Genomic DNA, 25,601 nt, shown 5'->3' on the forward strand with positions numbered 1-25,601 from the left:
TAATGTTGCAAACTGATGAAATAGGCGTTTGGCTTTCACGGCGTGAAAATTGCAAAACATTAAATGGGTGCATAAAAAAAAGAGGCTATCTCAGCCTCTTAGGTGTAAAACTCACCAAAATTGTCGAAAAATAAGTTTGTTTAAGGTGCAGATGCACGTCGTTTTTCAATCAGCTTGCCAAAAAATAAACCTAGCTCAAACAGCATCCACATGGGGATGGCCAACATGATCATCGAAAGCGCATCGGGTGGCGTGGCAAACATGGCGACAAAAAAACAGCCGACGATAATAAAACGACGCTTCTCTACCAAGGTTTGAGTAGATACCACCCCGATCAAAATCAAAATTAACGTGATGATTGGAATTTCAAAGGTCAGTCCAAACACCAAAAAAAGCTTTAAGCAGAAACTTAAATAACTATTGATGTCCGTCATTGGGGCGACTGTTTCAGGGGAAACACTCATAAAAAAATGCAGGATGGATGGTAGGGCAACCCAATAGGCAAATGCAATTCCGGCATAGAAGAGGACGATACTGCCGAATAATAAGGGCATCGCCAAATGCCGCTCTTTTTCATACAGTGCAGGTTTGATGAAGGCCCAAAGTTGATAAATCACGAAAGGCATCGCGAGCATAAGCGCGACAAAGAAATTTAGCTTAAACGGCGCCATAAAGGTGGCGGTCACATCCGTTGCGATCATGGATGAGGTCATCGGCAACTGCGCACGCAGAGGCTCTGACATCAATTGATAGCTTTGATTGGCAAAGGGTAATAAACAAAAGAACAGAATCAAAATGAGCCCTGTAATTTTGATCAAATGCCGACGCAAAATCACCAAATGTTTGGTGATCGGCATTTCTTCCAAATCAGGCACAGTGTTCTGTGAATTGTTCAGTGAAAGATCTGTCATACGGCCACCTGATATTCTGCTAATGCATCGGTCGAACTTAATACAGGAGCTTGATCTGTTTTAATTTCGTGCTTTATTTTCATTTGGGGGGTAACCATGGCAAAGATCGTGCTCTGACCACGTTCGATGTATTGATAACGTGGGGATAAATTTTTATTGTCAGGTAGGACTGCTTCTTGTTGTTTTTGCGCAGTCTGTTCTATGGGGTGTTGCGTTTGTTGCAATTCATTCATCTGCGCCTGCATACGCGCTTCGAGCTGTTGAATACGTTGCATTTCTTTTTGCATTTCTTCACGAAGTTCGGACATGCGAAGTTCACGGTCAATATCTGTTTGTACGTTACTGATCAGTCGTTTAACTTTCCCGTACCATTTACCTGCAAAGCGGATACCTTCAGGCAGTTTTTCTGGGCCAAGTACGATCAGCGCAATAATGCTGAACACCAGTAATTCGCTAATACCAATATTAAGCATTATGACAACTCCTTAGCTTTGAACTGAGGAATTGGTTTTATTTTGAGCTTCATGCTCTAGCGTGCGAGGCTCATTAAGCTGTGTGTTTGCTGTGTCTTCATCACGCATCGATTTTTTGAAATCTTTGACCGCGCCGCCGACATCTTTGCCCAAGTTTTTTAGTTTTGATGTACCAAAGAGTAAAATCACCACAATTGCAAAAATCAGTACATGCCAAATCGATAGTCCAGCCATCTTGTTATCCTCTTGTTGGTCTGCACAACATTTCAGCAGTTGTAGATGACAGTGAAGTGACCAAGATGTTGCAGTTTAAAGACAGCCGCGAAGCTTATGTTCAGTGTTACTATGCATGGATTGAGCAGTGAGGGTGGTGTAGTGGCGTTTCTTCTTCCGATATTGGGTTTTTTAAGTGGCCTCGGATTGGCATCATTATCAGGAACCGCATCGCTCAAATCGATTTTCTCTAGCTTACTTGCACGCTGTTTTATTCCAGCCGTGATCATCTATAACATGGTGTTCTATCAAGCAGGAAGTTTAGCACTCATGCTTTTTAGCTTTAGTGTTGCCGTGCTGATGTTTTATTTATTTCGCTGGCTGTTAAAAGATAGTTTACGTGCCTTGTGTGTCAGTTATTTGAACTTAGCTTGGCTGGGTTTTCCTTTTGCATTAGCACTGTTTGGCCCTGAAATTAGTGCAGCGATGGTGGCTCTGTATGTCGGTGGCTCTATCTTTGGCAATATGTGGGCCGTGACAGCCGTCAGTTCAGCCCAACTCCCATGGTCGAGCGTGATTCAAAAAGTGGCGATGTCACCGCCTGTATTTGCCTTGATGATTGCAGGTGTCTGTCGAATAGTTGGATTACAGCATATAGAAGAACATCAGCTCTTAGATTGGCTGTGTCAGGCTGCAAAAATTGGAATGAGTTTCACAGGGATGTGCGTTTTAGGCATGTGGCTGCGCCAAACTAAGGTACAGTGGCGTGATCTGATGAACAGTAGTCGTATTTATGCGATGAAACTCACCGTTGGCGCGGTGATCTGTAGTTTGAGTTATGCCTTTCTTCCGATTCCCCAGATCGAGAAATATATTGGGGTGATGTTCATGCTGTTCTGCTTACCCCCTGCAGCCAATATTGTGGCTTTAGAAACGCATTATCAAGGAACAGGCACTTCGGCACGTTATATTGCTTCAGGCACGATTATGAGCTGCATCGTCGTCAGTTTTTATGGGTTAATTTTGCATCTTTTTTCGCTTTAAAATGAAAAGTGAATTATAGATGCCCGCAAAGGGCGACTACTTGAGCTGTTTTCGAATCTGCCAATCACGCACGAGGGCGTATATCATTGCGATACCTATCAGGCCTGGAAATCCAACCTGACCTTGCGACAGATTAAGCATGATCGACAGTATGATCAACACTGCAAAAATAGCGTAAGTGGTACGAAAGCCCGAGGTGAGCGGGTAGGTCAGTTGCGCATGGCAATGAGGGCAGCTTATTTTTTGAAAACCAAGAAATGAGCGTGTTGGGATTTCAGTTGAAGTGTGATGGCAAGCGTTGCATATGATCTGTATCGGTTGAAGTGCCATAATTATTCTATTTTTATTCAGGAATTGGAGTTAATCTTTGGCATTAAGATTAACTCCAATTCAAATTATTTCAAACTTGCTTTAAATAATTTCATCGCTTGACCACGATGGCTGATTTTATTTTTTTCTTCTTTTGATAATTCAGCACTAGAAACGTTTAGTTCAGGCAGCCAAAACAGTGGGTCATAGCCAAAGCCATTTTCACCGCGTGCTGCTTCCATCACTTCACCGCGCCAAATCCCTTGGAAAATTTGTGGGAGTGGGTCTTCTGCATGTTGGACCAAAGCCAAGACACATACAAACATCCCTTCGATGGCTTCACCCTCTTTACGGAGTGGTTTGAGGTCAGCAAGCAACTTGGCATTGTTAGCGGCATCATTGCCATGTTCACCTGCATAGCGCGCAGAGTAAATCCCCGGTGCGCCACCAAGCACAGGTACGCAAATGCCAGAATCATCTGCAATGGCTGGCTTGCCTGAAATTTTCGACGCATGACGCGCTTTGATAATGGCATTTTCAACAAAGCTTAGACCGTCTTCGATGGCATCTTCAATGTTCAACTGACCTTGTGGAATCACTTCAACAGGCAAATTCAGTTCCGCAAACATTTTTTCAAATTCTGCAATTTTGCCTTTGTTATTACTTGCAAGCACCAAAGTGCCTTGAGATAACCAATCAGTTGAAGCCATGTGAATATTCACCATAAAACAAGATTTGAGGCTATTTTAACAAGATGCTGTGGTTGACAGGCAATAAAAAAGCACCCGAAGGTGCTTTTTAAGATTCAAAAACTTATTGTGCTTGAATCCATTTGTCTGCACGGTCACGTGCTTGACGAATTTGGTCTTGGCTTAAGTTGGCTGCCAATGCCGTTTTCTTACCTTCAGACAAGCTAATCACTTTGTTGTCGAGCATGCCATCACGGGTAGAAAGCTCATACCATTGGTATGCACCCATGTAGTTTTTCTTTTGCTCTTCCATCATGGCTAAGTTAAAGCTTGCGCGGTTATCACCACGGCTGGCTGCTTTTTCGAAATATTGACGAGCAAGCGCTTCATCTTTTTTAGTCCCAATGCCATCTGCAAGCATACGACCTACATTAAGCTGTGCTGCAGATAAACCTTGATCAGCAGCAGCCTTATACCATGCAAAAGCTTGACGTTCATCTTTGGCAACGTCTTTACCTTGTTGATATTTAGTGCCTAAGTAAAACTGAGCACCGGGCTGACCTGCTTTAGCAGCTTTACTTAAGCTGTGAATATCCATAATTGAATATTGAGCAGCTTGGCTAGAAACTGAAGATGATGGAGCAACATAATCCGCATGGGCTTGTATGCTAAAAAGTCCAATCAGTAGCGTCGTGCTTAATAATAATTTTTTCATAGAGCGCTCACTCGATAAATTGCGACTTCACCAAATAGATTTGGAAGACGTTTACTGAGTAAACTGTCTTGTTGATCCCCATTCACGGCAAGTCGGTTAATAATCCGGATGTTATTTTCAGCACACAGCGCTTCAAAATCACGGAAAGTACATAAATGAATATTGGGCGTGTTATACCACATATAGGGTAACGCGTCTGAAACGGGCATCATTCCTTTTAATGCAAGGAAAGAACGAGTCTTCCAATGTGCAAAGTTTGGAAAGGTAATAATAGCCTGTTTCCCCACACGCACCATGTCTCTTAAGAGAACGTCTGGTGCATCTACAGCTTGCAAGGCTTGTGCCATAACCACATAGTCAAAAGACTGGTCGGCAAAGCGACTTAAACCTAAGTTCAAGTCCTGTTGGATGATATTTAACCCGCGACTGACTGCAATTGCAATCTTTTCTTGATCAATTTCTAAGCCATATGCACGAATATTGTGCTTTTTGCTCATATGTGCAAGCAGTTCACCGTCACCACACCCTAAATCGAGTACGCTTGAATCTGGTTTAATCCAACGTTCAGCCAGTTGATGATCAATACGCATTAGTTGGTCTCCTTCGGTGTTTCTTGCAGGTGTTTTACACCGCCTAGGAATGCACGTAAGCTTTTCACATATAACGGAATCGGGAACAAGAAAGAGTCATGGCCTTGTTCAGCATCAATATCCACATAGCTCACAGGCTTATGATTGCTAATTAATGCATCTACAATTTCTTGCGAACGAGCAGGGGCAAAACGCCAGTCCGTTGTAAACGAAACAACTAAAAATTGACACTTGGTTTTAGACATCGCGGTTTTTAATGATTGCTCATATTCACGTGATGGATCGAAATAATCTAAAGCCTTGGTCATGATCAAATAGGTATTGGCATCAAAGTTACGGCTAAATTGCTCACCTTGATAACGCAAATAACTTTCGACTTGGAATTCGACGTCAAAGCCATACATAAATTTACCTGACTTTAAGTCACGGCCAAATTTTTGTTTCATGGCTTCTTCAGAGAGGTAAGTGATATGACCGACCATACGGGCCAAGATCAAACCTCGCTTAGGATAACTATCATTTTCTAAATAGCGACCATCATGGAAATCAGGGTCAGACAAAATCGACTGACGCGCCACTTCGTTAAAGGCAATGTTTTGCGCAGACAGTTTTGGTGTACTCGCAATAATCACGCACTTTTGTAAACGATCTGGATAATCCACAGACCATTGTAGAGCTTGCATGCCCCCTAAAGAGCCGCCAATCACCGCATACCACTGCTGAATTTCTAAACGATCAGACAACATGGCTTGGGTTTTGACCCAGTCACGGACAGTCACTAATGGGAAATCAGGACCATAAGGACGATTGTCATTTTCAGGATTTGGAGAGGTCGGTCCAGTAGAACCGCTACAGCCGCCAATATTATTTAGTGCTACGACAAAGAATTTTGACGTATCAATGGCTTTGCCTGGTCCAATACATGCGTCCCACCAACCCGGCTTACGGTCATCTTCATGATGATAACCTGCTGCATGGTGATGGCCTGACAGAGCATGACAAATCAAAATGGCATTGGATTTGTCCGCATTCAGTTCGCCATAAGTTTCAACCATGAGCTCAAAACGTGGGAGTATGCGATCGCATTCGAGCTCTAACGGCTCTTCAAAAATAAACTTTTGTGGGGTAACTAAGCCCACTGAGTCAGCTGGAAAAGACACAGGAATAATTCGCCTTAAATCTTTAGTATGAATAATAAAAGGATACCACTTGAGGGTATCCTTCTAAAGTCATTTTATTGCTATTTGATATTTATACCATTGAATTAGACTGCAGCAGCAATCACTTGTTCAGTACTCAAAACACCTTGTTCAATTAAACGGTTAGTGCTGGCAATAATCGCCTCGATAGATGCGGTCACGATATTGTCATGCACACCTGCGCCGAATGCAGACTTACCTGTGCCTTTCACTTGAAGCTCAATTAAAGCCAAGGCTTTAGCATGTGCGCCTGAACTGATGCTACGTTCTTCATAGTTCAAGACATCAATCGGCAACTGCAAGGCATTTAAGATGGCAGATATTGGGCCGTTGCCTTCACCACGTAATTGCTGGATCTCACCGTTCACTTCGACATCAAGCTCAATGACTTGTTTGCCATTTTCATCATGTAAGCGGTAGTTTTTCGCCGCATAATGCGTATCTTTGGCAGCCACATAAGTGTCTTTAAACAATGACCAGATCGCTTGCGCAGAAATTTCGGTACCGTCTTCATCTGTTTTTTGCTGTACGATTTGCGAGAACTCAATTTGAATACGACGAGGCAAAACCACGTTGTAATTTGATTCTAACAAGTACGCAATACCGCCTTTACCAGACTGTGAGTTGACACGAATCACGGCATCATAGTCGCGGCCCAAGTCTTTCGGGTCGATTGGCAAATAAGGCATATCCCACATTTCTTCGTTCTTTTGGAACTCGAAACCTTTTTTAATGGCATCTTGGTGTGAACCAGAGAACGCGGTGAAGACCAAATCACCAGCATACGGATGACGAGGGTGTACCGGCAAGCCTGTGCATTCTTCAATGATTGAAATGATTTCGTTAATGTTTGAGAAATCTAAGTTTGGCGCAACACCTTGGGTATACATGTTCAATGCAATCGCTGCAACGTCCACGTTACCTGTACGTTCACCGTTACCAAACACACAACCTTCGACGCGGTCAGCACCAGCCATAATGGCCAACTCAGAAGCGGCAATACCACAGCCACGGTCGTTATGACAGTGCACAGAAATAATCACACCGTCACGGCGTTGAATGTTACGGTGCATCCATTCCACTTGGTCTGCATAGACGTTCGGACCTGAAACTTCAACCGTTGCAGGCAAGTTTAAAATCACTTTGTTCTCTGGAGATGCTTCCCAAATTTCAGTGACCGCATCACAGACATCTTTAGCAACTTCTAATTCTGTTGCAGTAAAACACTCTGGACTGTATTGGAATACAAATTCAGTTTCAGGCTGTTTTGCAGCGTATTCTTTGACTTTCGTTGCGGCATTAATCGCTAATTGTTTTGCACCAGCAACATCAACATTCAACACTTTATTGCGGAAGGTTGGAGAGTTTGAGTTGTAGATATGCACGATGGCACGTTTTGCACCTTGTAAAGATTCAAATGTACGTTGAATCAAATGATCACGTGCTTGAACCAAAACTTCGATGTACACATCATCAGGAATATGACCGCCTTCGATCAACAAACGGGTGAAATCAAAGTCGATTTGTGATGCAGAAGGGAAGCCGATTTCAATGTGTTTGAAACCAATTTTCACAAGCATTTGGAACATTTTAAACTTTTGTTCAATGTTCATTGGCTCGAAGATCGCTTGGTTACCGTCACGAAGGTCGGTACTCATCCAGATCGGCGCTTTATTGATTTCGTTATTTGGCCATTGACGGTCTGGTAAGTCTACACGTTGGTACATGCGACGGTATTTTTTGCTTGGATCTGCCAACATCATGTGAAAACTCCTTATAGCACCGTGGATAAATGTCGTGGATAAACGGCAAGGTACTACTTATATAGATTGTGTCTATTCTAGCAATTTACAAGTTTAATATCGGAGTCTTTAGTCGAAAGTCGAAATAAATCTGTAAAGATTCACATGACTTAGCTTTACCGTAAGCTCGTAAATGTATAACTAAATATTAGTCCATATATTCCGGAAATAATTTCCTATTTTTGCGTCAAGATGCCATTACTGGAAAATATTTTTCTATAAAATTAGCTTTTTTGAAAAATATAATCTTTATTGATCTCATCGACGGTGGCTGTTCCCATCAATGCCATCGTAATCTCAAATTCTTCTTTCAGTATTTTGAGTACATGGGCAACGCCTAAAGCCCCCGCAGTCGCTAAACCATAAATGCAAGGACGTCCAACTAATACGGCAGATGCACCCAAGGCTATCGCTTTAAACACATCTGAACCTCGACGAATACCACCATCATATAAAACTGGAAAATCAGTAGGCACAACTTTTTTAATCAGTTCTAAAGCGGTGAGAGGGGAAATGCAACTATCCAGTACGCGCCCTCCATGATTCGACACAATAATGCCTTGCACACCGTGTTGCAGGGCAAGTTCAGCATCATGTGGATTGACAATGCCTTTTAAAATAATCGGTAATGAGGTGTTTTGACTGAGCCAAAGGATATCCGCCCATGTTGGTGCGATTTTCATCAGACCGTTAAATACGGGATGGTCGCCATCATTGAGCTCAGGCAATGGGATATGTGCAGGGGTATGCGGATGTTGCATGCCTTCAGGCAAATGGAAAAACACTCGACGTTCACGGTCACGAATCCCTGTATGCGGGGAATCAATGGTTACTACAATTGCTGTATAGGCATGTTCTTCTGCCATCTTGACCAGCGATAATGACTTTTCGCGTTCTCCTTGCCAATACAATTGGAACCATTTGTAAGGATTGTCCTGCTTTAACTCACGCATATCTGTATTGGTAAACGTACTGAGGATCATATTGCTGCCAAGGACTTCGGCAGCGAGGGCTGTTGCAGCTTCAGCATCAGGATGAAATTGTTGTTGATGACCTATCGGGGCTACAAAAATAGGATGTGGGAAACGTTGCCCTAAGATTTCGATTTGGGTATGACCTTGGGTTAGATCTTTCAGCATACGTGGTAGCAGTTGTATCTGTTCAAACTGAGACAAATTGCCACGGACACTGTGTTCATCCATCGAGCCGCCTTGCAAGTACTGCCACACCATTTGAGAAAGGTGTTTTTCAGCCTCGACTTCATAATCTGCAATGGTTTGCAAATGAGCTGGTATTTGTGTCAGTGGCGCTAAAATGTTGTGATCAGTAATTGGTAGTTTGTCCATGTCTATTGACCTTAAGCTTTAAATTTCGGCCCATTTGCGGATGAGGTTGTGATACAGACTGGTCAATTTGACGACTTCACTATGTGCATCACCCAATTGCATACGCAAATTTTGAATGCTTTGATCGAGATTAAATAACATGTGACGCTCAGCATCTTCACGGATCATACTTTGCAACCAAAAAAATGATGCAATACGACAGCCTGCAGTCACAGGAGTAACTTCATGCACACTGGTAGATGGATACAAAATCAAATCTCCGGCAGGCAATTTCACTTCGTGGTAGCCATAGGTGTCTTCTACCACAAGTTCACCGCCTTCATATTCTTCGGGTTCACTTAGAAAAATCGTGCAGGACAAATCGGTACGAATTTTTTGATTGCTGTCGGGCATCCAGCGAATGGCATTGTCGACATGGAAACCAAACGTTTCACCATTTTCATAGCGGTTAAAATAGGGCGGCAAAATATTGAGGGGGAGAGCCGCTGATGTAAAAAGCGCGTGTTGTGACAATTCATGCAGAATAATGTCACCTAAATGCTGTGTTAATGGATGGTCTATATCTAGCTGTTGGTTGTTTTTTACATTTTTAGACAGTGAGCCCGTAGTTTTTTGACCATTAATCCATTCTACTTTTTGCATTTCTGTGCGGAAGTAGTTGACCTGTTCTTTACTCAATACATTTGGGATATGGTGAATCACGGCCTAACCCTTTGGAACTGTAATATTAATGTTTTGATCATATACAAAAATAGCCTCGAAGCGAGGCTATTTGAGTCAATACCATAAATTATTTATGGTATTTATTTCTTCTTAGTATTTAAAGTTAACAGATAGAACTGCACTGCGGCCTTCTGCTTCAGTTGCATAGTGTGAGGCATACGCTTTAGTGAAGTAGCGTTTGTCAGAAAGGTTGTTTACATTCAACTGTAAATCCACATTTTTGTTAACGGTATAACGCGCCATAGCATCGTAGCGTACGTAGCTTGGAACCCATTTTGTATTGGTAGCATTACCAAATACTTTATCCATGTAGGTAGCGCCACCACCAATTGTGAACTGTGGAAGGACTTGGTAAGTTGTCCAAAGTGTTGCTGAGTTTTTCGCAACGTTTTGAACTTGGTTACCATTGCTTGGATTTACAACATAGTCGTCACCGACTTTCGTGAAACCACCGTCAACTAATTCGCTGTCTAAGTAGGTATAACCTGCCATTACAGCCCACTTATCAGTTACATTACCAGTAACACCAAGTTCGATACCATCAACACGTGTTTCACCAATGTTGCTTGTAGTACCCTCTGTTGTTGTTGCACGTGTATTGGTTTTTTCTGTACGGAAAATTGCAGCAGTTAAGTTTAAACGGTCGTTTAATACATCCCATTTCGTTCCTAACTCGTAAGTTTTAACCTCTTCGGGTTTAAGATTTTCGATTGCTGCAGTAATACCTTCTGAGCCATCACCACCATCAACACCGACTGGATTTGAGGATGTCGCATAGCTTGCATAGATACTGCTATTTTCAGTTGGTTTAAATGTTAAACCTGCTTGCCAGTTAATAAAGTCTTTTTCATTTTTGATTGATACTTTATCGCCAGCTTGAGCTTTAGCAGGATTTGAGGTCACATTGCTGTTGAGCGCACCATAAGTCATCGTTTGCTCTGTTGAGTAATCATCCCAACGTACACCCAAATCTAAGATCCATTGTGGGTGTAATTCAATGCTATCAAGGAAATATACTGAAGTATTTTTAGTTTCGATATTATAAAGATCTGCGCCAGCAGTACTTAAAGAGCCTGTCCAATTACCACGGTCAGGGTTTTGCACTGATGTACACCAACCATTTGCGATCGAATCTGCCGGACAAGATTGATGTGCAGAGCCTGTCGAGTTTTTGCCGTCAATAATATACTGGGTACGATCTGTTTCTTGATCTGAATATTCTGCACCCAAATTAAAACGATGTTTTAAAAAGCCTGTGTCAAATTTACCAGTTAAAGCCAGTTGATCAGTAAAGCCATCTGTATCCGCAACTCGTGAGTTTGCACGTGCCCATACATTGCCTGTTACTTGGCCTGTTGCTTTATCAAAAAAGTTACCTTTTGAGTCGTCTGGGTTTGTCCATAGATAGTCATTTTTTGATTTGCTATAAACAGCAGTATTAGTCAATGTCAAGTTGTCAGTTAAGTCATGTTCTAACTTAATTGTACCAATATGATTTTCTTGTTTTTGGAAATCACGATCTTTCCAACCGTAGTAAATGCCTTGTTTGACATCAATCGGTTTACCGTTACCGTTTAATGGGCGGTAGTCCATTTCACCAGTTTTAGGTGCGCCAAATGGATTGTTATATGGCACACCAGAATCAGGTGTATCATCCGATTTTAGATAGTAATAGCCAACAGTTGCACGAGTAGGTGTGTCTAAGCCGAAAGTAATACTAGGGGCAATACCAGCACGTTTGTATTCAGCACCATCAGCTTGACCAGCTTTCTCATTCATGTGGCCCATAACGGCAACACGTGCAGCAATCCCATTGCCAAAATCTTTGTTGCCATCAAGCGTCACACGTGCATAAGCATCTGTTCCACCAGCAACTGAACCTTCTAAAAAGTCACCTTTTTTCGCAACTTTCGAAATCATGTTGATACTGCCGCCAGAAGTACCTGCACCACCCATAGCAGAAGCTGAACCTTTGGTAACTTCTACTTGCTCTACAGCAAACATCTCACGGTTTTGAGAAGTTGAGTTACGTACACCGTCAACATACATTGAGCTTTCAGAGTTATAACCACGAATAAATGGACGGTCACCATTTGGGTTACCACCTTCACCAGCACCGAGGGTAATACCAGGTACTGTACGTAAAGCATCACTTAAAGTTGTGACTTGCGTGTCTTCAATCAGTTGTTTAGAAATCACTGATACTGATTTTGGTGTATCAAGAAGTGGAGCAACAAATTTAGCATTCGCAGATTTATCAACTTTTAAGCTTGGTGCTTTTTCAGCAGCAACTTCTTGGTTAATCGTTGGAAGTTGAGTAACTTGCTCTTGTGCGATTGCATTAACGGCAATAACAGAAAGAGAAGAAGCAATTGCTGAAGAAACAATTTTCTTACGTGTTTTAATGAAGGCCATTTCGAACCCGATTTGGAATAGTGAATTTGTATGCGAATAATAATGATTCTTATTTTTTCTTACATCTTTATGTAATTGTAAATCACGATAAATAATCATATTGTGATAGTAGTATTTAATGTAATGATATAACAAGTATTAATTAAGACTATGTTTTATTTAAATATTGATAAAATGTATTGTTTTTTTATGTTTAATTGAGATTATAAATATAGACATGATTGTGAATTAAATAAGAAGTAATCGTAAATTATTTATGCAAAAAAAACCTGCCGAAACAGGTTTTTTATTATGTGGTTATTTAGAATTTAAAGGTTGTACTTAATTGTACACGGCGGCCTTCCTGAGTATTGCTATAACGGTTGTAGTAGCTATTGGCTACTTTCTCATAATCGTTAAAGTCTTTATCAAAGACATTGTACAGAGCAACCCCAATATCCCAATTTGGGGTGACATTAAAGTTTGAACCCACATGTAATAGCGCATATTCTTTGTAGTCGCCTAAAGCGTCATACACTTGTTGATTAGCTGTTGTGAGATTGTCATAAGTTGATGTGAAGCGTGCACGTTCACTTCGATACTCACCACGCGCCCATAAATTCACAAAGTCAGCAGCTTGCCATTTAAGTGAAGCATTGACCATATGTTCTGGTGTGTCATTAAGTACAGGATTACCTAAACTACTATCTTTAATTTCAGTTTCAGTCCAAGTGTAGTTCAGACCAAATTTCCAATTGTCGGCAAATGCCCAGTTTAAACCGGCTTCAATACCATAAACTTCAGCTTCTTCGGCATTCACAGGACGAGTCACATTCCATGAATCTGGTTTGCCACGGTTATAATCCATCACCCACGGCGTTCCCACCGATGCCATGAATGCTTCACAGTCCGCTTTAGACCAATTAATACCCGAAGTTGTTGTGTTATCAGTATTACAGCTAATTTCTTTATTGCCCGTCATAATTTTATCTTCAATTTGGCTAAAGAAAGCTGTTACGTTGAAGTCAAAATTATTATTGGTAGAAAAGTATGTACCAAACTCAAAGTTCTTGCTGGTTTCAGGTTTTAGATTTGGGTTGCCAAAAGTTGGTGTACGACCCTGACCACTGACATTGACCACACCATCAGTTAAACGTTCTAAACGTGGGGCTTTATAACCTTCACTATATCCGCCTTTGAAGGTCCAGTTTTCATTTGCATTCCATACCAAATATGCACGTGGTGTCCAAAAGTCACCAAACGTGTCGTGGTCGTCATAACGAAGACCAAGTGTTAATGCAAGATTGTCGTTCAGCGACCAAGTATCTTCGGCGAATAGACCCAATTGCTCAAAAGAAACTTCTTTTTTTACACGTAAACCATCACTGATACTGGCTTCCCACCATTGACCGCCTAGAGTAATACGGTGGTCTTCAAAATGTTGAGTGGTAAATTTAGTATCAAAAATCGTATCTTCACTTTCTAACACACGAGGAGTGATGGCTGTTGACATTCCTTGTGCACGTGCAGGAATTAAACGTCCAACCGTTTCTGTTTGAGTATTGATAATACTTGACTCAAGTTTGCCAATAGCATTATTCCAAGTATGTGCGAGGATCATTTTCTCACGATTATATTCTTGAGCATCACCATAACCACCGTTTGCGCCAAGCGTCCCTAATTGACCTTTGCTATTGTCATACCATTGTTCAGTTTTTTCATATTCAACTGAAATATCATGGTCGCTGTGCGGTGTCAGGGTTAAGCGAGCACCGATAGTTTCTAGATCTGATTTAGTTGGGCTATTTCCGCCACTAAGTTCAGCACCAGTATCATCGTCATCACTACGTATTAAATCTGATTGATCACGTTCCGCTTTACGTGCACGGATTTGTAAGCCCAATAAATCTTGAATGATTGGCCCTGTTAAAAATGCATCGACAGCGCGTTGGTTACCAAAGTCTGAGTGATTTGGCAGTACTGTCCCTTCTAACGTGACCGAACCAGTCCATTCAGGTGAAACTTTTTTGGTAATGATATTGACCACACCACCAATTGCATCAGAACCATATAAAGTAGAAGCTGGTCCGCGGATGACTTCGATGCGTTGGATAGCCGAAACAGGGGGGATAAAACTATTATTCGACTCACCAAATCCATTAGGGGCAATGTCACCTGTACTATTTTGTCGGCGGCCATCAATTAAAACCAAGGTATATTCGGCGTCCATACCACGAATACGAATATTTAATCCGCCAGTTTTCCCTGCTGTAGGGCTAATATCGACACCTTCTACATCACTTAATGCATCTGCAACGGATGTAATTCGTTTATTTTTTAAGTCTTCAGCCGTAATCACGGTAATTGAAGCAGGAGCATTCTTGATCTTTTGTTCAAAGCCCGCTGCAGAAACAACAATGGTTTCCATCTGTTGAGCTTGAGATTCAGTCGTTTCAGCATGTGCGAAACTCGTAGTAGTTACAATTGCCCCAAATAAAGCAGCGGAAAGAGGGTTGAGATTAAATTTACTCATAAAAGAATACCAAATATGGACAAGATAAATATATGAAAATAAATTAAAAAAATATCATTAAGAATAATAGTGAGAAAGTTTCTCATTTTCAATAGTGAATTAAAAAATAATCAATATTTCTTCGAAAAAAGCTGAAAAATTCTAAAAATAAGAAGGGCATCCATGCCTGAATTTATAGTGTTATAATCCATTTTTGTATATCTTTAATTGTTGTCATATAATGTGGCACTTTTTTTTAAAACTGTTTTAACTAACAAATTATCGAGGAAGCCATGCAAGTAACTTCTGAAGCGGTTTCGGGCGTTGCCCGTCGTTTAAATGTATCTGTACCGACGAGCCGTATTAACGAGCAGTTTGAAGCTCGCTTGAAACGCACTGCCAAAACTGTGAAGATCAACGGCTTCCGTCCAGGTAAAGTACCTGTAAACGTTGTTCGTCGTGAATACGGTGCTGGTATCTATCAAGAAGTTGTAAACGACATCATTCGTGACACAGTATTCGAAGCGATCCAACAAGAAAAAATCAATGCTGTTGGTATGCCAAACATTGAAAAAACTGAAATGAAAGATGATGCTTTAGTTTATGAAGCAACTGTAGAAGTTTATCCAGAAGTTGAAGTTAAGTTCGAAGGTCTAGAAGTTGAACGTAAAACAACTTCAGTTGACGACAAAGACGTTGAGAAGATGATTGAAAATCTTCAAAAACAACGCGCTTCATGGGTTGAAACTAAAGGCATGGCTAAAAAAGACATGCAAGTAACTTTCGACTTTGAAGGTACTGTTGATGGCGAGAAGTTTGAAGGCGGCGCTGCTGAAGACTTTAAACTCGTACTTGGTTCTGGTCGTATGATCCCTGGCTTCGAAGACGGTATCGTTGGTATGAAGAAAGGCGAAGAGAAAGTTATCGATGTAACTTTCCCTGAAGACTACCAAGCTGAAAACCTTGCTGGTAAAGCTGCTCAATTCAAAATCACTGTTAAGCTTGTTGAAAAACAAAAACTTCCAGAAGTTGATGCTGAATTCTTAAAAATCTTCGGTCTAACTGAAGAAGAAGGCGTTGAAAAACTGAAAGCTGACGTGCGTAAAAACATGGAACGTGAAGTGAAAAACGGTCTTCGTAACCAAGTGAAAGGTGCAACTTTTGATGCGCTTGTAGCTGCAAACGAAGTAGAACTTCCAGAAGCAATGGTTGCTCAAGAAATTGACCGTCAACGTCAACAAATGATCCAACAATTCACTCAACAGTTTGGTGCTCAAGGCGCTAAAGCGTTTGATTCAAGCATGCTTCCAGATGACCTATTCAAAGAGCAAGCTGAAAAATCAGTTAAACTTGGCGTATTAGTCAGCAAAGTATTAGCTGATGCTAAAATTGAAGTTGATGCTGCACGTGTTGATGCTTACATCGAAGACATGGCTTCTTCTTACGAAGATCCTAAAGAAGTAATTGAATACTTCAACAACGATAAACAGCAACGTGCTCAAATCGAAGCTGTTATTCTAGAAGACCAAGTTGTAGATCACATCTTAGCTTCTGCTAAAGTAACTGATACAACTGTGAGCTATGAAGACTTATTGAAAGAGCAACAAGCTCGTCAACAAGGCTAATTTCTAGCTTTCAAAAAAAGGCGCATTAAGCGCCTTTTTTTATCGAAATTTGCCCCCAAATAAGTTGTCCTGATTTCACAATGCTTATGAAAAAAATATCTGTTATTTAATTGGGAATCTTTTGCAATTTCGACAAATATCCCTCATATTGTGAACTATGGGTTGAGTCAGAAAAATTTAGGAATAAATAACGTATGTATGTTCCAACAATTGAAAACGCACTAGTGCCAATGGTGGTAGAACAGTCATCTCGTGGCGAGCGTTCTTTTGATATTTATTCACGCCTTTTGCGTGAACGTGTGATTTTTTTAACCGGTGAAGTTGAAGACAACATGGCAAATTTGATTGTTGCCCAAATGTTGTTCTTAGAAGCAGAAAACCCAGATAAAGATATTCATTTATATATCAACTCACCAGGCGGTTCGGTTACTGCGGGTATGGCGATTTACGATACCATGCAATTTATTAAACCTGATGTTGTGACTTACTGCATGGGGCAAGCAGCATCGATGGGTGCATTCCTGCTTAACGCCGGTGCTAAAGGCAAACGTTACTGTCTTGAAAATGCCCGTGTCATGATTCACCAACCACTCGGTGGTTTCCGTGGTCAGGCATCTGACATTGAAATTCATGCACGTGAAATTCTATTCATCAAAGAACGTTTAAATCGTTTAATGGCAGAGCATAGTGGTCAAGACTACGAAACTGTTGCTCGAGATACTGACCGTGACAACTTTATGACAGCGCAAGCTGCGAAAGAATACGGTCTTGTGGACGAAGTTTTATCTAAACGCCCATAAGTTTTAAAGAATTAATTATTGGAGTGAATATGTCCGAACATCCTCAAGGACAAAAGCATTGTTCATTTTGCGGTAAAACGCAGTCTGAAGTCGGGAAACTGATTGCAGGTGAGGACGCGTACATCTGTAATGAGTGTGTGGACGTATGTCTTGACCTAGTTCAGACCAGTCAGCAAGTTGAATCAAATGACTGGGCAACTCGTCCTTTACCAAAACCGCATGAAATCCGTGCTGCGCTTGACCAATATGTGATTGGGCAAGATGTTGCGAAAAAGACCCTCTCTGTTGCGGTATACAACCATTATAAACGCCTAAAAGTTGGCACCAGTGGTAAAAAACCAGAAGACGGAGTAGAGATTTCGAAAAGTAACATTATGTTGGTTGGACCAACAGGTTCAGGTAAAACACTGCTTGCTCAGACACTTGCGCGTCTTTTAGATGTGCCATTTGCGATGGCAGATGCAACGACTTTAACTGAAGCTGGTTATGTGGGTGAAGACGTTGAGAACATTGTTCAAAAACTCCTTCAAAAAGCCGATTACGATGTAGAAAAAGCACAAAAAGGCATTATCTATATCGATGAAATCGACAAAATTACCCGTAAGTCTGAAAATCCATCAATCACTCGTGATGTATCGGGTGAGGGTGTTCAGCAAGCGTTATTGAAAATGATCGAAGGTACGGTTGCGTCGATTCCGCCTCAAGGTGGTCGTAAGCATCCGCAGCAAGAATTTATCCAAATTGATACTTCAAACATCCTGTTTATCTGTGGTGGCGCATTCTCTGGTTTAGAGAAAATCGTACAGCAGCGTCAGGAAAAAGGAGGTATTGGCTTTACAGCTGAAGTGCGTAAGAAAGATGAAACTAAAAAATTATCTGACTTATTCCGCCAAGTTGAAGCGACAGATTTGGTTAAATTCGGTCTGATTCCTGAATTTATTGGTCGTTTGCCAGTCATTGCAACCTTGGAAGAACTCGACGAAGAAGCATTGATGCAGATTCTGACTGAACCAAAAAATGCATTGACACGTCAGTACCAATATTTATTTGAAATGGAAAATGTTGACCTCGTATTTGAAGACTCAGCATTGCGTGCCGTGGCTAAAAAAGCCCTTGACCGTAATACGGGTGCACGTGGTCTACGTTCGATTTTAGAAAATTCATTGCTTGAAACGATGTATGACCTACCAAGTCGTTCAGATGTGGGTACGGTTGTCGTCAATGAAGCGGTGATTAATGGTGAAGCGGAACCTGAATTTAAATCAGAACGTCAACCAAAGAAAACTGAAGAAGCTGCACCGAAGTCAGATTTAAAAGTTGTAAACTCTAAATCTGCTTAAGCGCTATTCGTCTGAAACGTGTGTAAATCCAAGATTTGCACACGTTTTTTATTTCCAAAAATAAAAGCAGAATGTTAATCTCAGCAGGATGGCGTGGATGCCTGAATGTAAAAAACTGAAAACAAAAGTGTAAAAATAAAAAAAGACGCAGTGAGGGATAATCATGCGTGGAGTTGCAATTCTACTTTTAAGCAGTGTAGCGCTGCTGGGTTGTCATGGAAAATCAGCCATTGAGCAAACGTCATTGGCTTCGACATTAAAGCCTGTGGATCCTGAAAGTACACCGGGTCATATTGAGCAATATCGATTGGGTATGTTTACCATTGGTGGTTGGGTCAATCAGAAACAAGGCCGACATTTTCAAGAAGTGAAAGCTCAGCATGATCAAGCAGCGATTGTGTATTTATATCGTCCAGACAGTAAATGGAATCGTCAAGAAATTGTGGCCAGCAGCTTATTTCTGAACAGTGAGCGTATTCCAAGTTTATTGAATAATCATTATTACTGGGTGGAGTTACCGGCGGGGAATTACCGCTTATCATCGAGTCGCCCTTTGGGGGTGAATCATTTTCAAAAACCTAAATATTTAGACTTTGATGTTGAAGCAGGTCAAACTTACTTCATTAAATATGATGAAGAGAATTTATCCAGTAAAAGAACGGTTTCAGGGCCATTGCTGCTCATGCCTGAAAAAATTGGTCGAAATGAAATCGCATTTACAGAGTTGAAATCCAACAGTTTTAGCTTTGTGGCAGAAGATCAAAACTCTGGAAAAGTACGGAAAAGTGCTCAGAAGTTGAAGGCACCTCATTATGATCCTGCGGAAGATGTGCAGTTGACCAAGCCTTTTAAACTGTGGAATCCATTAACTTGGTAATGTAATTAGCTCATGTTTTTGAGTGTGTGAAAGCATTAAATAGCGAATGTCATTCGACAGACAGTCTAAATATTGACAATAAAAAAGCACCCGATGGGGTGCTTTTTTTGATCTTGAACGTGGCGAAATTAGTTCGCAGCAGCATCAACTACTGGGATTTTACCAATTTTTGCTTGCCAGATTTTTGGTGCAGTTGCGTGAACAGAAGTACCATTTACGTCAACAGCTACAGATACAGGCATGTCTTTTACAACAAATTTGTAGATCGCTTCCATACCTAAGTCAGCGAAAGCAACCACTTCAGCTTCACGAATCGCTTTCGATACTAAGTACGCAGCACCACCGACAGCCATGAGGTAAGTTGCTTTGTTGTCTTTGATTGCTTCAACAGCAGCAGGACCACGATCAGCTTTACCAATCATACCGAACATGCCAGTTGCTTCAAGCACTTGACGTGTGAACTTATCCATACGTGTTGCAGTTGTTGGGCCAGCAGGACCAACGACTTCGTCACCGACTGGATCAACAGGGCCAACGTAGTAAATAAATTTACCTTTAAGGTCAACTGGAAGTTCTTCACCTTTGTTTAACATGTCAACCATACGTTTGTGCGCAGCGTCACGACCTGTATAGATTGTACCGTTAAGAAGTAGTGTGTCACCTGGTTGCCAAGAGTTCATTTCTTCTTGAGTGATGTTATCTAAGTCAACACGTTTAGACGTTGATGAATCCCAAGTCACTGCAGGGTAGTCTTCAAGGCTAGGCGCTTGAATATGCGCTACACCTGAACCGTCTAATTGGAAATGCGCATGACGAGTTGCAGCGCAGTTAGGAATCATACCCACTGGTTTACCTGCAGCGTGACATGGGTAGTCTTTGATTTTGATATCAAGAACAGTCGTTAAACCGCCAAGACCTTGAGCACCAATACCTAAAGCATTTACTTTTTCGAAGATTTCGATACGAAGTTCTTCGATTTGGTTTTGTGGGCCACGACGAAGGAGTTCGTCCATGTTGATTTCTTCCATCAATGCTTCTTTTGCAAGCATCATGGCTTTTTCAGCAGTACCACCAATACCGATACCGAGCATACCAGGAGGACACCAACCTGCACCCATTGTTGGAACAGTTTTAAGTACCCAATCTACGATAGAGTCAGAAGGATTAAGCATTGCAAGCTTAGATTTATTTTCTGAACCGCCACCTTTAGCAGCAACAGTAATATCAACTTTATTACCCGGAACGAGTTTGTAATGAATTACAGCAGGGGTGTTGTCTCTGGTATTTTTACGACCAAAAGCAGGATCAGCTAATACTGATGCACGAAGAATGTTTGAGTTTTCAAGATAACCTTGACGTACACCTTCGTTGATTGCATCGTCTAGGCTCATGGTTAAATCAAATTTAACGTCTAAGCCCACTTCAAGAAATACGTTCACAATACCCGTATCTTGACAGATAGGACGATGGCCTTCTGCACACATACGAGAGTTAATTAAAATTTGTGCAATCGCGTCTTTTGCGGCTTTGTTTTCTTCACGGTCATACGCACGGCTCATCGCTTGGATGAAGTCCTGTGGGTGATAGTAAGAAATGAACTGAAGCGCATCTTTTACCGATGTGATCAAGTCATCTTGCTTGATAATAGTTGTCATACAAATATCTCTTGAGCGGGCTGATAGCTAGCGGGCTAAATTATAAGACAAAAACACAGTTGTGTGGGTATTTCGCTTAATCTTTGGCCGAAAGTTTAATAGGGTTTAACAGTGCCATGTCTCGCTGTCATAAATGGCCTGAAAATGACGTTTTCACTGTCATATTTCATGAAATATTTGTCACAAAACTAGAGAGGGAGATATGTTTTTATTTTTAAGTTGTTGAAAATAAAAGATATTTATTATTTTAAATATTTCATATTTGTCATATAACTGTCATAAAACTTTTACATAATGACGTCATTAAAGTTAGAGTGTGAATTATATGGTTACTCCAGTGTTGTCAGTTATTGGTTTTTCTCTGTTTATCGCAGCAACTTGGTTCTACGGTCAACAAGAAGATCAAGCCTAAAGCTTTATCTTCTTTTTTTTGCTTTAAATTTGATAAAAATAATATTCTTCTTCAAATCTTCAAATCTTCAAATCTTCAAATCTTCAAATCTTCAAATCTTCAAATCTTCAAATCTTCAAATCTAATCATGAGTAATAGCTAATTTTTAGTCTTGGCATTAGTTTGCCTCAGAGTGATAATCATGGTTGATCGCTAGAGCTTTCAATTTTTTACTAAACTTTAATTATAAACGCTAAATTTTGAAGTAATTACTTGAGAGATAAAATAAAAATGAGCTCTATTACTGTACCTTCAACTGTTGAATCAGATTGGGAGATACTGAAAAATTTACGGCTAGAAGCATTACAAGACAGTTCCGATGCATTTACAGCAACTTTTGAAAAAACTAAAACTCATAGTGATTCTGAATGGCGTGATAGAGTTGCGCAAAAAAGACCATGCCAGTTTCTATTGGCATTTGACGGAATGAGAGCAGTCGGCATGGTTGGAGGTACTATTGATAAACAGCATGAATTTACTGTAGTTGCAATGTGGTTGTATGAGAATTATCGGGGAAACAGTGTTGCTGATCTTTTAATATATAGTCTACAAAATATGCAGCAAACCAAGGTTATACAAAAATTGTACTTCGTGTTGAATTAACTAATTTACGAGCTACTCAATTTTATTCTAAACAAGGTTTTATAAAAGTTCTTGAGCAATCTTCTTTAAAATCAGGCTTAGAGCTAAGCAGTCAAAAAATGGAGTGCTTGTAGTCCTTTTTATGGTCAACTTTTTTTCGTATATAAGTGCTTAAAAAAAATAACTCTAATTTTTATATTATCAAATATTTATATTTAACTTTTGTTTTATTTTTCATGTAATTGTCATGGGATTGCAAGTGTATTGTCATACAGAGTCTTTAGGTTATTGCAGTATTTCTCAAGGACCAAAGAGGTTAGACGTTGAATTACAAAGCACTCATCTGCTGTATGGTTTTCACCCCCATGCTGACAATGCAGGCAGCACAAGCAGAATTTATTGAAGATAGTAAAGCAGAAATAGATTTTAAAAATTATTATTTTGATCAAGATCAAGAGCCTAACGATAAAGATTCGACAGTTTGGGGACAAGGTATTGAATTGAGTTATCAATCTGGCTTTACCGAAGGTCAAGTCGGTTTTGGTTTAGATGCTACTGCGGCAGCAGGTATACGTTTAGACGGCAGTAAAGATAAAGCCAAAAATTCGTTGATGTTTCCTTTAGAGGGTGATGGTAGTCCAACAAATTATTGGACACGTGCATATCCCACTTTAAAAGCGCGCTATCAGAAAACTGATGTAAAAGTCGGAGAGTTACGCCCTAATTTGCCCATTTTAAGTCGAAGCTTTGCTCGCTTGCTCGAATCTGCCTATTTAGGTGGTCAAGTCACTTCTAAAGATGTAAAGGGATTGACTTTAACGGGTGGTTACGTCACTAAAGCAATTCCACGTGCATCACGAGATGCGTCAAAGCTTTCTATTAAAGGCGCGACTGAAACCAGTGATGGGTTTATGTTTGGCGGTGCGGACTGGAAGCCCAATAAAAATTTAACGCTACAGTACTATGCAGGTGAGCTAGATGATTTTTATGTACAGCAATTTATCGGCGTGAAACACAAATTTCCATTCAGTGAAAACCAGAGTTTTAATACGGACTTACGTTTATTTGATACTCAAGCGACTGGAGCTAATGAGCGTGGTGAAAAAGGCTATGGTGCCAAAGTAGATAATCAGACAGCCAGTGTAGACTTCAAATACAAATTTAAAAATCATCAGCTGCAATTTGGCGCGCAAAAAATTGGTGATGATGGCGATTTTCTGCATATGAATCAGGGCAGTTTAGATAATGGTGCGGATGGTACGTTCATTTATTTGCCAACAAATCGTTTGTTGCAGAACTTTACTAATGCAGGCGAAAAGTCCACATGGTATGGCTATCGATATGACTTCAATAATCAATACTTAAAAGGCTTAAATGTATCGTTCCTGAAAGTACAAGGACGTGACTTTGGTAAATGTGGTTGTGCAACTGAGTCTGAAATTGACTATACCTTGCGTTATAAAGTGCCGGAAGGCAAATTCAAAAATTTAGGTTTTACCGCTCAATACGGAAAATTCAAAAAAAGTACAGGAACAAAGCAGGAACAAAGCCGTATCTACTTGACCTATACCATGCCAATTTTCTAATCCAAAACTGATCAGATTAATTTATTAATAAGTTTATAGAGAAATAAAAATGAATCATATTAATTCGAATCGTCGTCAATTCTTAAAGGGTTTGATGGGAGTCGGGTCTTTAGCGTTATTTTCTGGACTGAGTCCAGTAAGCACGTGGGCAAATGCCAAATTTCCGATTAGCCCATTTCAATTAGGTGTTGCCTCAGGTGAACCTTGGCCAGATGGTTTTGTGATTTGGACCCGAGTTGCACCATATCCACTTTCAGTGGATGGTGGGATGCCGAAAGAAGCAGTTGAAGTAGATTGGGATATTGCTACAGATATTGAATTTAAGAAAATTGTGCAAACTGGGAAGGCGCAGGCACATCCTGACTTACATCACACAGTACATGTAGAGATAAGTGGTTTAGCACCGATGACACGCTATTATTATCGATTTAGATTGGCCGGTTATGAAAGTTCTGTAGGTACAGCAAAATCAGCACCTGCCGCGCACCAAATGCCAGAACGAGTTCGAGTCGCTGTAGTGGGCTGTCAGCATTATGAAACGGGTTATTACACGGCCTATGACTACTTGAGCAAAGAAAAAGAGGTAGATTTAGTTTTCCACTATGGTGACTATATTTATGAAGGACCAGAGGGTAAAGGTGGGGGGCGTGCAATTGGAGATTTAAGAATTTCAATTCCTGCACGTCAACATATTGGTCCGGAAATTCAAACTTTACTGCAATATCGTATTCGTTATGCACAGTACCGTGCGGATCCCGATTTACAAGCTGCACATGCATCTGCACCTTTTGCGATGACGTTTGATGATCATGAAGTAGATAACAACTGGGCTGCAGATATTGAAGAAAAAGGCGAGAAGAAAGACATATTTTTACTGCGCCGCGCAGCAGCGTTTCAAGCGTGGTACGAATATATGCCTGTACGCTTAAAACAGAAGCCGAACGGTCCAGATATCCTTGCTTACCGTACTTTAGATTATGGCAAAATGCTACGGATGAATATTTTAGATACACGCCAGTACCGTTCTCCAATTTTATGCACCAAAGCTCAGTTAGAAGATGGGTTTGATAAAGTAGATTACTGCCGTACTGAGAATAGCCGAAATGAGCAGGTTCTTGGTAAAGCACAAGAGCAATGGTTGGCGAAGCAAATGCGCCATGATAAGCGTTGGAATGTCTTGGCACAGCAAATTCAGGTTATGCCTTGGGTACGTTATAACAAATCAGGCAAAGCTTATTTTGGGAAAGATACGTGGAATGGCTATCCATACGCACGCGAGCGCTTGATTGAATCTATCAAAAAAAATGCACCTCATGGTAATACGGTAATTTTATCAGGAGATTTGCATCAATATTTTGCAGCGAATATTCCAAGTGATTTGAATGATTTTAAGAGCCCATCGATTGCAACTGAATTTTTAACTACATCAATAACCTCTACCGGCAATGGTCAACCAATTCGTCCAGGGCAGGAAGATGTGCTGAAGTTAAATCCACACATCAAATTTATCAATGATCAACGCGGTTATCAGACTTTAGACTTTTTTAAAGACTATATGCGTACAGACTTAAAGGTTCTAGACTTTGTTGAAAAACCAGGTGGAAAAATGACGACCGTAGCAAGTTTTGAAGTGGCTTACGGCAAGCCAGAACTGAAGCAGATTGAATCTTAATAAAACGGTATCAAAATACTTCTGCTAAATTAAATAAAGCGCTTAGATGGTTCTAAGCGCTTTATTTTTATATTGTACATGCACATCTATTAA

General features: G+C 40.6%; 22 protein-coding genes. 9 read left to right on the forward strand and 13 right to left on the reverse strand.

Annotated elements, in window-relative coordinates:
* Positions 1 to 140: 140 nt before the first annotated feature.
* From tatC to tatA, 3 genes are read right to left on the reverse strand one after another with little or no spacing between them, the layout of a single operon-like run.
* On the reverse strand, positions 141 to 911 hold the full coding sequence (gene tatC / locus FTU29_RS09470) for a twin-arginine translocase subunit TatC (protein WP_180113544.1): 771 nt from the start codon (positions 909 to 911) through the stop codon (positions 141 to 143).
* Complete coding sequence (gene tatB, locus FTU29_RS09475) at positions 908 to 1,384, reverse strand: Sec-independent protein translocase protein TatB (protein ID WP_180121530.1); 477 nt, start codon at positions 1,382 to 1,384, stop codon at positions 908 to 910. The genes tatC and tatB overlap by 4 nt, the downstream gene beginning before the upstream one ends.
* Before the next feature lie 12 nt (positions 1,385 to 1,396).
* Positions 1,397 to 1,618: a Sec-independent protein translocase subunit TatA gene (gene tatA, locus FTU29_RS09480; protein WP_180010203.1), complete on the reverse strand. Its 222-nt coding sequence runs from the start codon at positions 1,616 to 1,618 to the stop codon at positions 1,397 to 1,399.
* A 141-nt stretch (positions 1,619 to 1,759) separates the two neighbouring features.
* Between tatA and FTU29_RS09485 the strand changes: the two genes are divergently transcribed.
* Positions 1,760 to 2,641, forward strand: a complete 882-nt coding sequence (locus FTU29_RS09485) for a permease (RefSeq protein WP_180121662.1) — start codon at positions 1,760 to 1,762, stop codon at positions 2,639 to 2,641.
* Between the two features lie 395 nt (positions 2,642 to 3,036).
* On the opposite strand, the gene rdgB is transcribed toward FTU29_RS09485, so the two are convergent.
* The 9 genes from rdgB to FTU29_RS09530 all read right to left on the reverse strand — a co-directional run bounded on the left by rdgB (position 3,037) and on the right by FTU29_RS09530 (position 14,941).
* Positions 3,037 to 3,660 carry an RdgB/HAM1 family non-canonical purine NTP pyrophosphatase gene (gene rdgB / locus FTU29_RS09490; protein WP_078192870.1) on the reverse strand — a complete coding sequence of 208 codons (624 nt, stop codon included), beginning with the start codon at positions 3,658 to 3,660 and terminating at the stop codon, positions 3,037 to 3,039.
* A gap of 103 nt (positions 3,661 to 3,763) precedes the next feature.
* A complete protein-coding gene (locus FTU29_RS09495; protein ID WP_078189669.1) occupies positions 3,764 to 4,354 on the reverse strand; it encodes a tetratricopeptide repeat protein in 591 nt (196 codons plus the stop codon).
* Positions 4,351 to 4,944: a methionine biosynthesis protein MetW gene (metW, locus tag FTU29_RS09500; protein ID WP_067763682.1), complete on the reverse strand. Its 594-nt coding sequence runs from the start codon at positions 4,942 to 4,944 to the stop codon at positions 4,351 to 4,353. The genes FTU29_RS09495 and metW overlap by 4 nt, the downstream gene beginning before the upstream one ends.
* Complete coding sequence (locus tag FTU29_RS09505; protein ID WP_078192713.1) at positions 4,944 to 6,104, reverse strand: homoserine O-acetyltransferase; 1,161 nt, start codon at positions 6,102 to 6,104, stop codon at positions 4,944 to 4,946. Before FTU29_RS09505 ends, metW begins: the two co-directional genes overlap by 1 nt.
* A gap of 104 nt (positions 6,105 to 6,208) precedes the next feature.
* The gene (gene leuA, locus FTU29_RS09510; RefSeq protein WP_111884051.1) at positions 6,209 to 7,906 is read right to left on the reverse strand and encodes a 2-isopropylmalate synthase; all 1,698 of its coding nucleotides are present in this window, start codon (positions 7,904 to 7,906) and stop codon (positions 6,209 to 6,211) included.
* 263 nt (positions 7,907 to 8,169) lie between these two features.
* A complete protein-coding gene (locus FTU29_RS09515) occupies positions 8,170 to 9,291 on the reverse strand; it encodes an alpha-hydroxy acid oxidase (RefSeq protein WP_180121531.1) in 1,122 nt (373 codons plus the stop codon).
* Positions 9,292 to 9,309: 18 nt separating this feature from the next.
* Positions 9,310 to 9,993: a Fe2+-dependent dioxygenase gene (locus FTU29_RS09520; protein ID WP_078192711.1), complete on the reverse strand. Its 684-nt coding sequence runs from the start codon at positions 9,991 to 9,993 to the stop codon at positions 9,310 to 9,312.
* A 111-nt stretch (positions 9,994 to 10,104) separates the two neighbouring features.
* Positions 10,105 to 12,429: a TonB-dependent siderophore receptor gene (locus tag FTU29_RS09525; RefSeq protein WP_180021073.1), complete on the reverse strand. Its 2,325-nt coding sequence runs from the start codon at positions 12,427 to 12,429 to the stop codon at positions 10,105 to 10,107.
* Positions 12,430 to 12,730: 301 nt separating this feature from the next.
* Positions 12,731 to 14,941 carry a TonB-dependent receptor domain-containing protein gene (locus tag FTU29_RS09530; protein WP_180121533.1) on the reverse strand — a complete coding sequence of 737 codons (2,211 nt, stop codon included), beginning with the start codon at positions 14,939 to 14,941 and terminating at the stop codon, positions 12,731 to 12,733.
* 272 nt (positions 14,942 to 15,213) lie between these two features.
* Between FTU29_RS09530 and tig the strand changes: the two genes are divergently transcribed.
* From tig to FTU29_RS09550, 4 genes are all read left to right on the forward strand, one after another.
* Positions 15,214 to 16,545: a trigger factor gene (gene tig, locus FTU29_RS09535; RefSeq protein WP_078192708.1), complete on the forward strand. Its 1,332-nt coding sequence runs from the start codon at positions 15,214 to 15,216 to the stop codon at positions 16,543 to 16,545.
* Positions 16,546 to 16,739: 194 nt separating this feature from the next.
* Complete coding sequence (gene clpP, locus FTU29_RS09540) at positions 16,740 to 17,345, forward strand: ATP-dependent Clp endopeptidase proteolytic subunit ClpP (protein WP_078192707.1); 606 nt, start codon at positions 16,740 to 16,742, stop codon at positions 17,343 to 17,345.
* 29 nt (positions 17,346 to 17,374) lie between these two features.
* A complete protein-coding gene (gene clpX, locus FTU29_RS09545; protein WP_078189661.1) occupies positions 17,375 to 18,685 on the forward strand; it encodes an ATP-dependent protease ATP-binding subunit ClpX in 1,311 nt (436 codons plus the stop codon).
* A gap of 163 nt (positions 18,686 to 18,848) precedes the next feature.
* On the forward strand, positions 18,849 to 19,562 hold the full coding sequence (locus FTU29_RS09550; protein ID WP_180121536.1) for a DUF2846 domain-containing protein: 714 nt from the start codon (positions 18,849 to 18,851) through the stop codon (positions 19,560 to 19,562).
* 128 nt (positions 19,563 to 19,690) lie between these two features.
* On the opposite strand, the gene FTU29_RS09555 is transcribed toward FTU29_RS09550, so the two are convergent.
* Complete coding sequence (locus FTU29_RS09555; protein WP_180121538.1) at positions 19,691 to 21,217, reverse strand: fumarate hydratase; 1,527 nt, start codon at positions 21,215 to 21,217, stop codon at positions 19,691 to 19,693.
* 682 nt (positions 21,218 to 21,899) lie between these two features.
* Between FTU29_RS09555 and FTU29_RS09560 the strand changes: the two genes are divergently transcribed.
* The 4 genes from FTU29_RS09560 (at position 21,900) to FTU29_RS09570 (ending at position 25,508) form a co-directional block, all read left to right on the forward strand.
* Positions 21,900 to 22,271 (forward strand): GNAT family N-acetyltransferase, encoded by a 372-nt coding sequence (locus FTU29_RS09560; protein ID WP_180121540.1) that lies wholly within the window; start codon positions 21,900 to 21,902, stop codon positions 22,269 to 22,271.
* Positions 22,250 to 22,384: a hypothetical protein gene (locus tag FTU29_RS17665; protein WP_373423606.1), complete on the forward strand. Its 135-nt coding sequence runs from the start codon at positions 22,250 to 22,252 to the stop codon at positions 22,382 to 22,384. Before FTU29_RS09560 ends, FTU29_RS17665 begins: the two co-directional genes overlap by 22 nt.
* A gap of 231 nt (positions 22,385 to 22,615) precedes the next feature.
* A complete protein-coding gene (locus tag FTU29_RS09565; RefSeq protein ID WP_180106301.1) occupies positions 22,616 to 23,836 on the forward strand; it encodes an OprD family outer membrane porin in 1,221 nt (406 codons plus the stop codon).
* Between the two features lie 49 nt (positions 23,837 to 23,885).
* Positions 23,886 to 25,508 (forward strand): alkaline phosphatase, encoded by a 1,623-nt coding sequence (locus FTU29_RS09570; protein WP_180121542.1) that lies wholly within the window; start codon positions 23,886 to 23,888, stop codon positions 25,506 to 25,508.
* Positions 25,509 to 25,601 lie beyond the last annotated feature (93 nt).

This window comes from Acinetobacter sp. YH12086, from assembly GCF_013419345.1.
GTDB lineage: Bacteria > Pseudomonadota > Gammaproteobacteria > Pseudomonadales > Moraxellaceae > Acinetobacter > Acinetobacter amyesii.

Bases quoted from the DNA above. Each gene is read 5' to 3' on its own strand.
- tatC (WP_180113544.1), bottom strand. From the start codon at position 911: ATGACAGATCTTTCACTGAACAATTCACAGAACACTGTGCCTGATTTG.
- tatB (WP_180121530.1), bottom strand. From the start codon at position 1,384: ATGCTTAATATTGGTATTAGCGAATTACTGGTGTTCAGCATTATTGCG.
- tatA (WP_180010203.1), bottom strand. From the start codon at position 1,618: ATGGCTGGACTATCGATTTGGCATGTACTGATTTTTGCAATTGTGGTG.
- rdgB (WP_078192870.1), bottom strand. From the start codon at position 3,660: ATGGCTTCAACTGATTGGTTATCTCAAGGCACTTTGGTGCTTGCAAGT.
- FTU29_RS09495 (WP_078189669.1), bottom strand. From the start codon at position 4,354: ATGAAAAAATTATTATTAAGCACGACGCTACTGATTGGACTTTTTAGC.
- metW (WP_067763682.1), bottom strand. From the start codon at position 4,944: ATGCGTATTGATCATCAACTGGCTGAACGTTGGATTAAACCAGATTCA.
- leuA (WP_111884051.1), bottom strand. From the start codon at position 7,906: ATGATGTTGGCAGATCCAAGCAAAAAATACCGTCGCATGTACCAACGT.
- FTU29_RS09515 (WP_180121531.1), bottom strand. From the start codon at position 9,291: ATGGACAAACTACCAATTACTGATCACAACATTTTAGCGCCACTGACA.
- FTU29_RS09525 (WP_180021073.1), bottom strand. From the start codon at position 12,429: ATGGCCTTCATTAAAACACGTAAGAAAATTGTTTCTTCAGCAATTGCT.
- FTU29_RS09530 (WP_180121533.1), bottom strand. From the start codon at position 14,941: ATGAGTAAATTTAATCTCAACCCTCTTTCCGCTGCTTTATTTGGGGCA.
- tig (WP_078192708.1), top strand. From the start codon at position 15,214: ATGCAAGTAACTTCTGAAGCGGTTTCGGGCGTTGCCCGTCGTTTAAAT.
- clpP (WP_078192707.1), top strand. From the start codon at position 16,740: ATGTATGTTCCAACAATTGAAAACGCACTAGTGCCAATGGTGGTAGAA.
- clpX (WP_078189661.1), top strand. From the start codon at position 17,375: ATGTCCGAACATCCTCAAGGACAAAAGCATTGTTCATTTTGCGGTAAA.
- FTU29_RS09550 (WP_180121536.1), top strand. From the start codon at position 18,849: ATGCGTGGAGTTGCAATTCTACTTTTAAGCAGTGTAGCGCTGCTGGGT.
- FTU29_RS09555 (WP_180121538.1), bottom strand. From the start codon at position 21,217: ATGACAACTATTATCAAGCAAGATGACTTGATCACATCGGTAAAAGAT.
- FTU29_RS09560 (WP_180121540.1), top strand. From the start codon at position 21,900: ATGAGCTCTATTACTGTACCTTCAACTGTTGAATCAGATTGGGAGATA.
- FTU29_RS09565 (WP_180106301.1), top strand. From the start codon at position 22,616: ATGCTGACAATGCAGGCAGCACAAGCAGAATTTATTGAAGATAGTAAA.
- FTU29_RS09570 (WP_180121542.1), top strand. From the start codon at position 23,886: ATGAATCATATTAATTCGAATCGTCGTCAATTCTTAAAGGGTTTGATG.